The sequence below is a fragment of the Microbacterium sp. K24 genome (assembly GCF_004794465.1).
Lineage (GTDB): Bacteria > Actinomycetota > Actinomycetes > Actinomycetales > Microbacteriaceae > Microbacterium.
This window is the reverse complement of sequence record NZ_SSDJ01000053.1, coordinates 1-9,693: the sequence shown is the minus strand read 5'-3', so window position 1 is coordinate 9,693 and position 9,693 is coordinate 1. Positions and strand designations below refer to the sequence as shown.

Annotated in this window: 11 protein-coding genes; 9 read left to right on the top strand and 2 right to left on the bottom strand. The window is 68.1% G+C overall.

The features are described from left to right. Window positions 1-110 precede the first annotated feature (110 nt). Window positions 111-1,091, bottom strand: coding sequence for a putative F420-0 ABC transporter substrate-binding protein (locus tag DW306_RS03395; protein ID WP_136054240.1), 981 nt, complete (start codon window positions 1,089-1,091; stop codon window positions 111-113). Window positions 1,092-1,325: 234 nt separating this feature from the next. Between DW306_RS03395 and DW306_RS03390 the strand changes: the two genes are divergently transcribed. From DW306_RS03390 to DW306_RS03355, 8 genes are all read left to right on the top strand, one after another. After that, window positions 1,326-2,291 (top strand): CocE/NonD family hydrolase, encoded by a 966-nt coding sequence (locus tag DW306_RS03390; RefSeq protein WP_136054239.1) that lies wholly within the window; start codon window positions 1,326-1,328, stop codon window positions 2,289-2,291. After that, window positions 2,288-3,694: a dihydroorotase family protein gene (locus DW306_RS03385; RefSeq protein ID WP_136054238.1), complete on the top strand. Its 1,407-nt coding sequence runs from the start codon at window positions 2,288-2,290 to the stop codon at window positions 3,692-3,694. Before DW306_RS03390 ends, DW306_RS03385 begins: the two co-directional genes overlap by 4 nt. Window position 3,695: 1 nt before the next feature. Beyond that, window positions 3,696-4,670 (top strand): LLM class flavin-dependent oxidoreductase, encoded by a 975-nt coding sequence (locus tag DW306_RS03380; protein WP_136054237.1) that lies wholly within the window; start codon window positions 3,696-3,698, stop codon window positions 4,668-4,670. Between the two features lie 41 nt (window positions 4,671-4,711). After that, on the top strand, window positions 4,712-5,539 hold the full coding sequence (locus DW306_RS03375) for an ABC transporter ATP-binding protein (protein WP_136054236.1): 828 nt from the start codon (window positions 4,712-4,714) through the stop codon (window positions 5,537-5,539). Beyond that, on the top strand, window positions 5,536-6,369 hold the full coding sequence (locus DW306_RS03370) for an ABC transporter permease (RefSeq protein ID WP_136054235.1): 834 nt from the start codon (window positions 5,536-5,538) through the stop codon (window positions 6,367-6,369). The genes DW306_RS03375 and DW306_RS03370 overlap by 4 nt, the downstream gene beginning before the upstream one ends. Beyond that, window positions 6,366-7,199 (top strand): ABC transporter permease subunit, encoded by an 834-nt coding sequence (locus tag DW306_RS03365; protein WP_136054234.1) that lies wholly within the window; start codon window positions 6,366-6,368, stop codon window positions 7,197-7,199. The genes DW306_RS03370 and DW306_RS03365 overlap by 4 nt, the downstream gene beginning before the upstream one ends. A gap of 122 nt (window positions 7,200-7,321) precedes the next feature. Beyond that, a complete protein-coding gene (locus DW306_RS03360; protein ID WP_136054233.1) occupies window positions 7,322-7,573 on the top strand; it encodes a type II toxin-antitoxin system prevent-host-death family antitoxin in 252 nt (83 codons plus the stop codon). Then, entirely contained in the window at window positions 7,570-7,830 is a 261-nt protein-coding gene (locus DW306_RS03355) for a Txe/YoeB family addiction module toxin (RefSeq protein WP_136054232.1), read from the top strand. Before DW306_RS03360 ends, DW306_RS03355 begins: the two co-directional genes overlap by 4 nt. A 61-nt stretch (window positions 7,831-7,891) precedes the next feature. Here the strand turns inward: DW306_RS03355 and DW306_RS03350 are convergent, their stop codons facing one another. Then, window positions 7,892-8,968 carry an ABC transporter substrate-binding protein gene (locus DW306_RS03350; RefSeq protein WP_136054231.1) on the bottom strand — a complete coding sequence of 359 codons (1,077 nt, stop codon included), beginning with the start codon at window positions 8,966-8,968 and terminating at the stop codon, window positions 7,892-7,894. A gap of 192 nt (window positions 8,969-9,160) precedes the next feature. Between DW306_RS03350 and DW306_RS03345 the strand changes: the two genes are divergently transcribed. Further along, window positions 9,161-9,693, top strand: a 533-nt coding sequence (locus tag DW306_RS03345) for an alcohol dehydrogenase catalytic domain-containing protein (RefSeq protein WP_168429215.1), incomplete at its 3' end; no start/stop codon positions are given.

Below are 9,693 nucleotides of genomic sequence, written 5' to 3'. Positions count from 1 at the left end.
TCCTCGACCTGCTCACGCGACCCGATCTGTGGGATGCGCCCGACGAGCGCGTCGGCGAGGTGCGCGAGGGGGAGCCGCCACGGCCGCCGTCGGCAGGGCGACCGCGACGCTCACAGCTCTCCCAGCTGCGTCACGATCGAGTCCACGGCGTCGACGTTGCGGATGCCGGCCTCGGTCGCGGGGAAGTCGACGATCACATACCGCTCGTCCTTCACGGCGTCGAGCTGCGCGGTGAGCGGGTTCGCGGTCAGCAGGGCGATCTTCGAGGCGGCGGTGTTCCACGCGGCATCCACCAGCACGATCACGTCGGGATCGGCGTCGGCGATCAGCTCCCACGATGTCGACGTCCAGGTGTCGTCGACATCGGCGAACACGTTGCCGAGGCCCGCGGCGTCCATGATCATCTGCGGGGCGCCGATGCCCGCTCCGACGAACGGCTGATCGGTGCCGGAGGAGTACCAGACGGCGGAGAGCCCGCGGTCGTCGGGCACGATCTCGTCGAGCTGCGCGCGCTGGTCGGCGATCAGCGTCGCGGCGGCATCCGTCTCTCCGAGGAGTTCGCCGGCCTCGGCGAATCCGTCGAAGACCGTGTCGAAGGTGAGCGGATCCGGCATGTAGTCGGGTGCCTTGCAGGCGGCAGGGGCGACATAGGTCGTGATGCCGAGCTTCTGCAGGTCGGCGCGCTCGCCGACGCCCTCGATGGAGAAGTTCGACTCCCACCCGGCGAAGACGAGGTCGGGTTCCTGCTCGAGGGTCGCCTCGTGCGACGGCACCTTCTCGGAGATGACCGGGATGCCGTCGGCATCCGCGGCGAGGTCCTCGGGGAGGGGGCCGTCCGAGAAGGCGGAGCCGATGATCCGGTCGCCCGCTCCCAGCGCGAGCGCCAGCTCGAGGGTCGACGACTTGATGGTGAGGATCCGCTGCGGCGGAGCGTCGATCGTCACCTCGGTGCCGCAGTTGTCGATCGTGCGCGGTTCGGCGTCGGATGCCGCGGCCGGGGTCGACGGCGTGCTGGCGCAGCCGCTCAGGGCGGCGGCGAGAAGGAGGAGGGCGGCGGGGGCGGCCGAGAGGGCGCGGGTGGTGGCAGACATGTTTCTCCGAACGACGAGGACGAGAGCAGGGCGCAAGACGGGAGCGCGTCGCAGTCCAGGTCGGGACCACCGTTCGCCGGCCAATCGGACCGACGGGATGTCGTCATCGTAGTCCGGATTCTGGATCCAAATCAATACTGGATTCTGGATCCAAAATGGGTCATGATGAATCAGGCCACACAGAAGCGGCGCAGATCACCCGATCGCAGAGCCGCGTTCAGCCGAGAGGAACCCATGCAGACCACATCCGTGTCGTACTTCAGCGAGGGTCAGCGCATCTCCGCCGTCTGGCGGACCCCCGATCACGCCGGCCCCTACCGCGCGATCGTGCAGGGACCGGGCTGGCTCGGGCTCAAGGATGCCAAGCTCTACGTCCGCTACCACGAGGCACTGGTCGAGGCCGGCTTCGCCGTGCTCGTCATCGACTACCGCGGCTTCGGCGACTCCGAGGGCGACCGCGGCTATCTGTCGCCGGCGTGGCAGCTGCAGGACCTCGTCAACGCCGTCACCTACCTCACCACCCGTGACGACGTGATCGCCGACGCGATCGGCGTCTTCGGCACCGGCGGCACCGGCGGCGGCAACGCCGTGCTGCTCGCCGACGCCGACCCCCGCATCAAGGCCGCCGTCAGCCAGGTCCCTGTCGCCGACGGCGAGGACTGGCTGCACCGCATGCGCAGCGAGTACGAATGGCTCGACTTCCAGAAGTCGCTCGAGGAGGACCGCCGTCAGCGCGTCGCCACGGGGGAGGGCCGCATCGTGCACCCGCGCGAGGAGATCATGATCCCGACGGCCGAGCGCCGCGCGACGAAGATCAAGGCGGATGTCGACGACCGCATCCCCACCGCCGTGCCGCTCGCGTGCGCCGAGGGCATCATCGCCTACCGCCCGATCGAGGCCGCCGCCCGTCTCACCACGCCGCTGCTCGTGATCGGCGTCGAGGGCGACGCCACCACGCCCACCGACCACGCCGAGGCGCTCTACGAGGCCGCGCGCGGCCCGAAGCAGCTGATCATGCAGCGGCACACGACGCACTACGCGGCGTACGACGCGTACTGGGAGCAGACCACTCCGGTCATCGTCGGCTGGCTCGACCAGTACGTGCGCCCCGCACATCTCATTCATCGGACCTCGCCGTCGCCCGCGATCGGCGAGAGCATCACCACAGAATCCGTTCAGAAGCAGGAGGTCGCGCGATGAGCGTGGAACTGAAGATCACCGGCGGCACCGTCGTCACCCCCGCGGGACCGGTCGTCGCCGACCTGCTCGTCGCCGACGGCAAGGTCGCCGGCATCGTGGCAGCGGGAACCGGGATCGCGGCCGATCGCACGATCGACGCCGCGGGCAAGCTCGTGCTTCCCGGCATGGTCGACGTGCACGTGCACACCCGCGAGCCCGGCTACGAGCACAAGGACGACATCTACACGACGAGTCTGCAGGCCGCGGCCGGAGGCGTCACCACGATGTTCGGGATGCCGAACCTCAAGCCGCCGACGACCGATGTCGCGACCCTGACCGACGTGTTCCACCGGTACGAGGAGTCCTCCATCGTCGACTGGAACCACAACCCGGCGCCGACCAAGTTCGATGAGATCGCGGGCATGAGCGAGATGGGCATCCGGGCCTACAAGATCTACATGGTCGTCGACACGGGGCGCGATTACCCGCACCCCGCGGGAACCGGCATCCACGATCACGGGCACCTGCTCGAGATCATGGACCACATCGCCCAGACCGGGAAGCGCTTCATCGTGCACCCGCACGACCAGGCCCTCATGGACTACATCGAGGGCGCGTACCTGGCCCGCGGCGAGAACACCCCGCAGGGGTACGCCTCGGCCTACGCCGCGCGCGAAGGCGTCATCTGGGACACCGCGATCGACGTGGTGCTGCGTCTCGCCGAAGCATCCGGATGCCCCGTGCACATCGCGCACATCCAGACCCGTCGTTCGATCGAGGCTGTGCGCCGCGCGAAGCAGAACGGCATCGACGTCACGTGCGAGGTGAACCACTGGGCGCCGTTCCTGTCGACCTGGAGCGACGTCGAGACCCTCGGGCCGTACGCGCTGAGCTACTGGGTGCCCGACGACAACCGCGCCGCCGTGTGGGAGGGCATGCGCGACGGCACGATCGACATCGCCGCCAGCGACCACGCCCCGCACACACGCGAGGAGAAGGAGGTCGGCTGGACGCAGATGTGGAGCTCGCACACCGGCACTCCCGGCATCCAGTACTACTACGAGCTCATGCTCGACGCGGTGAACAGGGGCGAGCTCGACCTGCAGCGCGCGGTCGACATGGTCGCGCACATCCCCGCCGCGAAGTTCGGCCTCGAGGGCGTCAAGGGCTCGCTCACGATCGGGGCGGATGCCGACATCGTCATCGCCGACCTCGCCGACGAGTGGACCATCACGAACGACGGCGTGCTGTCGAAGATCGGCTGGACGCCGTACGACGGTCGCACCATCAGCGCGCGGATCCAGCGGACCCTCGTCCGCGGCACCGACGTGTACGTCGATGGTGAGGTCGTCGGAGACCCCGCATTCGGAAAGCTCGCCGCCTCGGCGGAAGACAGGGCGGCATTCGCCGCAGAAGGGAACTGACATGAAATTCGGACTGCTGCTGCCGCACTTCGGCGAGGAGGCGAGCAAGGAGAAGCTGCTGGAGGGCTCGAAGCTCGCCGAGAGCTTCGGATTCGACTCCGTCTGGGTGCGCGATCACCTGGTCTTCGAACCGCACGGCGAGATGGAGAAGCCGAACCGCACGTTCTACGACGCGCTGACGACCCTCACCGCCATCGGCGCCGTCACCGACAAGATCGAGCTCGGCACCGGATCGCTCATCCCGTTCCGGCATCCGCTCGTCACCGCTCTCATGGCGGGCACGATGACGCAGCTGCTCGGGCCGCGCCTCATCCTCGGCTTCGGCGCCGGCACCTTCGACCACGAGTTCGACGCGATCGGCTGGGGCGACCTCGACCGGGTCGAGATGGTGCGCTCGAACGCCGAGATCCTGCGCCGGGTGTTCACCGAGAACGACGTCACCTACGACGACGGCATCTTCACATTCGAGAACGTGACCATCGAGCCGAAGCCCGTCGGCGGACGCATCCCGTTCTGGTACTGCGGCGCGACGCCGCGCTCGGCACGCCTCGCCGCGGAGTTCGCCGACGGATGGATGCCGGGCCGCACGGGGCTCCTCACGATGGAGAAGCGCATCAAGACGATGCGCGAGATGACCGACGAGAACGGCCGGCCGATGCCGACCATCGCCGTCATCCCGCCGACGTCCATCGAGGACACCCGCGAGGAGGCGCTCAAGCACGTCAACATCCCCGGCCTCCTGGCCTGGGCGAACAAGGCGAAGTTCGCGGTGAAGCCGCCGTCCGGCAGCTTCGAGACCGTCGAGGATCTCGAGGGACAGCTGATCGTCGGCAGCCCCGACGAGGCGGTCGATCAGATCAAGCGCTTCGAAGAGGTCGGCACCGAGCACCTCGTCTTCGACTTCCGCTTCAAGTTCGACCGCTTCTTCGAGCAGATCGAGCTCCTCGGCACCGAAGTGCTTCCTAAGCTGCGATAGACGCGCATCACCGCGCGACGAAAGAGAACGAGAGGTGCACGATGACTGACGTGAAAGACACCGCGCGAGAATCGGCGGTCCCGCTGATCTCGGTCACCGGACTCTCGGTGAGCTACGACGTCGCGCGGACGGGCAAGAAGCTGATCGCGATCGAAGACGTCGACCTCGACGTGTTCGAGGGCGAGTTCATCACGGTGCTCGGCCCGTCGGGGTGCGGAAAGACGACGTTCATGAACGTCATCGCCGGCCTCGTCGCGCCGAGCTCCGGCTCGGTGCTCGTCGACGGGAAGGAGGTCGACGGACCAGGGCCCGACCGGGCCGTCGTCTTCCAGGACTACGCGCTGCTGCCGTGGCGGACCGTGTTCGACAACGTGAAGTTCGGGCTCGAGATGCAGAAGGGGCTGCACACCGACGGCTGGCGCGAACGCGTGCAGGAGGCCATCGACATGGTGGGGCTCAAGGGCTTCGAGTCGTCGTATCCGCGCGAGCTCTCCGGCGGCATGCAGCAGCGGGTCGGGCTGGCCAGGGCGTTCGTCGCCCAGCCGCGCATCCTGCTGATGGACGAGCCGCTCGGCGCCGTCGACGCCCTCACCCGCGAGGTGATGCGCGACGAGATCGACAAGCTCATCGAGGCCACCGGCAAGACCGTGCTGTTCATCACGCACTCCATCGAGGAGGCGATCCTGCTGGGCGACCGCATCGTGGTGTTCAAGAGCCATCCCGGTGCGATCAAGGAGATCATCACGACCGGTCTCGAGCGTCCGCGCTCCGAGCGCGCCGTGCAGCACGACCCCCGGTTCCTCGAGCTCCGCGACCACCTGTGGGCGGCGCTGGAGGACGAGGCGACCGCGGCAGCGGTGTCGAAGTGAGCTCCCTCCTCGCCGCGGGCCCGAACTACGGCAAGGGCGGAGTCGGCGCCTGGCTCGCGGGTCTCAGCACGCGCGGCAAGGCGGCGGTCATCGCCATCGAGGTGGTCGTGCTGCTGCTCCTCTGGCAGCTCGTGGTCGGGATCCTCGGCTGGATCAATCCCGTCTTCCTCCCGCCGCCCTCCGCGATCGCGCAGGGCTTCGGCGAGATCATCTCGAACGGCGCGCTCGCGTCGAACGCCGGGATCTCGGTGCAGGCCTGGCTGTCCGGCTTCGCGCTCGCGGTGGTCGTCGGCATCCCGGTGGGCCTCCTGATGGGATCCTCGCTGCCGGTCGACCGCGTCGTCGGACCGATCGCGTGGACCATCTACGCCACCCCGTCGATCGCCTACCAGCCGCTCGCGAAGGCCTGGTTCGGCTTCGGCATCGGTCCGGTCATCTTCCTGGTGACGATCAGCGCGCTCTTCCCGATCCTGCTCAACGTCGCCGCCGGCATGCGCACCGCGAATCCGTCGATCATCCGTGCGGCCCGCGTCTACGGGGCGAGCCGGATGCGGCTGTACCGCTCGGTGTACCTGCCGTCGACGATCCCGTTCCTGTTCGCCGGGCTCCGGCAGGCCGTGGTGCTCGCCACCATCGGCATGGTGGTCGCCGAGCTGGCCGGATCGTCGAGCGGGATGGGCGCCCTGATCATCCGGGCATCGAACACGTACCAGACCGATCAGGCGTTCGCAGCGATCGCGATCGTGGTGCTGTGGAGCGTCGGCATGACCCAGGTCATGACGGCCATCGAGCGCGGAGTCGCTCCGTGGACGAGGAAGGGCAAGCGATGAGCGTCGTCTCGGCAACCGGAACCCACCGCATCGTGCGGCCGCGGCGCGTGGCGCGAGCGGGCGAGGGGCGGTGGGGGCTGCTCCTGATCGCCGTGATCGCGGCGGTGCTGCTGATCTGGGAGGCGGCGGTGAGCTGGCTCGGCCTCGTGCCGGCATCGTTCCTGCCGGCGCCCAGCGCCATCGCGGTCGCGTTCGGCGGTCTGATGGTCGATCCGGAGTTCTGGTCGGCGTTCGTCTTCAGCGTCACGAACCTGCTGATCGGCCTCGCGATCGCGATCGTTGTCGGCGTGGTCGTCGGCCTCGCGGTCGGATGGTCGCCGGTGCTGCGGTTCATGGTGGCGCCGTTCCTGTGGGTGCTCTACTCGACGCCCAAGGTGGCGCTCGCGCCGCTCTTCATCCTCGGGCTGGGGCTCGGCAGCGAGTCGAAGATCGCCCTCGTGATCCTGCTGGCGGTGTTCCCGATCCTGCTGAACACGATGGAGGGCGCGGTCACGGTGAGTCCGTCGCTCGTCAACGCGGCACGCGTCTATGGTGCCCGCGGCGTCAGCCTCGGGTGGAAGGTCATCTTCCCCGCCACACTGCCCTACAGCCTGTCGGGCATCCAGCGCGGCGCGGCCCTCGGCTTCACCGGCGAGGTGCTCGGCGAGTTCCTCGGCGGCACCGGCGGCCTCGGCCACCTGCTCGAGTTCGCCGCCTACCAGTTCCGCATGGATCAGGCCATCGCCATGGTCGTGGTGATGGTCATCATCGCGAACCTCACGCTGCTGCTCATCTCGGTGCTGCGCCGCCGGCTCGCGCCCTGGTACGACGAGCGGAAGATCGTCGGCTGATCGCCCGCCCGACACCGACTCCCGGCCCCCGTCTCATGCGCGACGGGGGCCGGGTCTGTCAGCGCAGGCGCTCCACGCGCATCCAAGTGGTACGTTTTGATGTACCACTAGGGAGGTAGAGGGTGTCCGCGATCTCGGCTACAGAAGCTCGCAAGGGTCTGTTCGGTCTTATCCAGCAGGTGAACGATGACCACGCACCCGTCGAGGTGGTCTCGCGCCGCGGAAATGCCGTCATCATGTCGAAGGACGACTACGACGCCCTCACGGAGACGGCGTATCTGCTTCGGAACCGCGTCGGTGCGGAGCGTCTTCTCTCGGCGATCGAACGTGCGCGCCGTGGTGAGACCGAGCAGCACGACCTGATCGACGAGTGACTCAAAGATTGGCCTTCGACCCGAACGGGTGGGAGGACTACATGTACTGGCAAGGTCAGGATCGCAAGACGCTGAAGAGGATCAACCAGCTCGTCGCAGACGTCCTCCGAAGCCCCTTCGAAGGCATCGGAAAACCGGAGCCCCTCAAGCACGTGCTCTCCGGGGCGTGGTCTCGTCGCATCGACCAGAGCAACAGACTCGTCTACTACGTGAGTGACGAGGAGATCGTGATCCTCCAAGCTCGCGACCACTGCTGACACGGAAGAGGCCCCACCGCCATGCGCAACGGTGGGGCCTCTTCTGCTGAGCTCAGCGGGCTCAGGGGTACGTCAGCGTCGCCGGTCCCTCGTTGTCGAGGCCGAGCAGGTCCTGCGCCTTGCGCAGATAGACGAGCTGTCCGTCGTCGAACTCCAGCGGCTCGAGCTTCTGGGTCTCGATCGTCGTGTCCCAGGCCTCGGTGTCGAAGTACAGGTTCGGGCAGGCGAGGTGGGCGTCGAGGATCCACGGGCTGTCGGACTCGCGCAGTTCCGCCACCTCGAAGTCGTTGGCCTCGTAGATGTCCAGGACCTCCTCGGCGTTCTCGGGGAACTCGCCGGGCGCGGGTGCCGTCATGAAGTCGGTCGCCTTGAGGGTCGCGCGCAGGAACCGGACCAGGGTGTTGGGGTTCTCCTGCGCCCACTTCGTGCCGGCGATCTGCACGTCGTTCGCCCAGTTGCGCAGCGACTCCACGACGATGTTCGCGCCGTGCTCCTCGAGCGCCGCACGGTCGTCGGCGTAGAACGGCTGCAACGCGATCTTGTCGTTGACGAAGAACTCCGTCCACGATTCCGATCCCGGCCCCGGGTAGACGACCTCGGCGTTGATCGTCGAGATGTCCCATCCCTCCTCCTTGAGCACCTGCGCGCGCTGGAACTCGGCGGGGTCGCCGGGCGTTCCGGCGAGCACGATGGAGGTGCCGTCGAGGTCTTCGACGCTCTCGACGCCGGCCTGCGCCGCGAAGTCGAAGTTCTGCCGGCAGTAGTGGCCGGAGACGAGGTCGATCTCGACGCCGCCGCGGATGGCGTCGATCACCGTGCCGGTCGACTCGACGCCGATGTCGGCGCTGCCGCTGGCCACCGCCGCCGTGACGTTGTCGGCGGTGATCACCTCGACGGTCAGGCCTTCCTCGTCGTAGTAGCCGAGGTCGGTCGCCAGGACGAACATCGAGTACATCGTGACGTCGGGGAAGGGGATCGCCACCGTGAGCTCGGTGTCTTCCGCGGCGCCGGGTTCTCCGTCTCCGAGCTCGACGGGTGCTGCGGGTGTCGGTGTCGGGGCGGTGCAGGCGGCGAGCAGCGTCAGTGCTGCTGCGCCGCCGACCACGGCGAGGCCGAGTCTGGATCTTGTCGTGCGCATGACTCTCCATTCGGGATGGTGCGTTCGACCCCCGCGGAGCAGGGCATCTCGCGCAGATTTTGGGATACTGTATCCAGTTTGGAGTCGACTGTCCATGGTTTGGGGGATATCGTGCGAGAACCGGGTCTGGACACCCGGAATGAAAATTGGATACAGTATCCCAAAGAGCATTCCCGCGATGAAGAGGTGACGATGCGCGCAGCCGTGCTGAGCCGACACGACCTCGACGGTCTGACCGTCGAGGAGACGGCCGCGCCGGTTCCGGGCGCGGGCGAGGTTCTCGTGCGCGTCGACACCGTCGGCGTGAACCAGCTCGACCTCAACGTCGTCGCCGGGGTCGGGCCGGGCGCGCAGGCCCGTCTGCCGCGCATCCTCGGGATGGATCCCGCCGGAGAGATCGTCGCGACCGGAAGCGGCGTCGCCTCGACGCGCGTCGGCCAGGCCGTCGTCGTGAAGCCCAACATCGCGTGCGGCGTCTGCGCACGCTGCGTGGCCGGCGACGAGGCCGATTGCCCCGCCCAGACCGTGGTCGGCGTGCACCGTGACGGGGGAGCCGCGGAGTTCGTCGTCGTCCCGAGCCGCAACGTGATCGATCGCCGGGGGCTGAAGGCCGCCGAGGCCACGGCCGTCGTCCACAGTGCGTCGATCGTGGTGAACGCGGTGCGCACCGTCGCGCTCGCCGCCGGCGAGCGCGTGCTCGTCACCGGCGCGGGCGGCACGCTCGG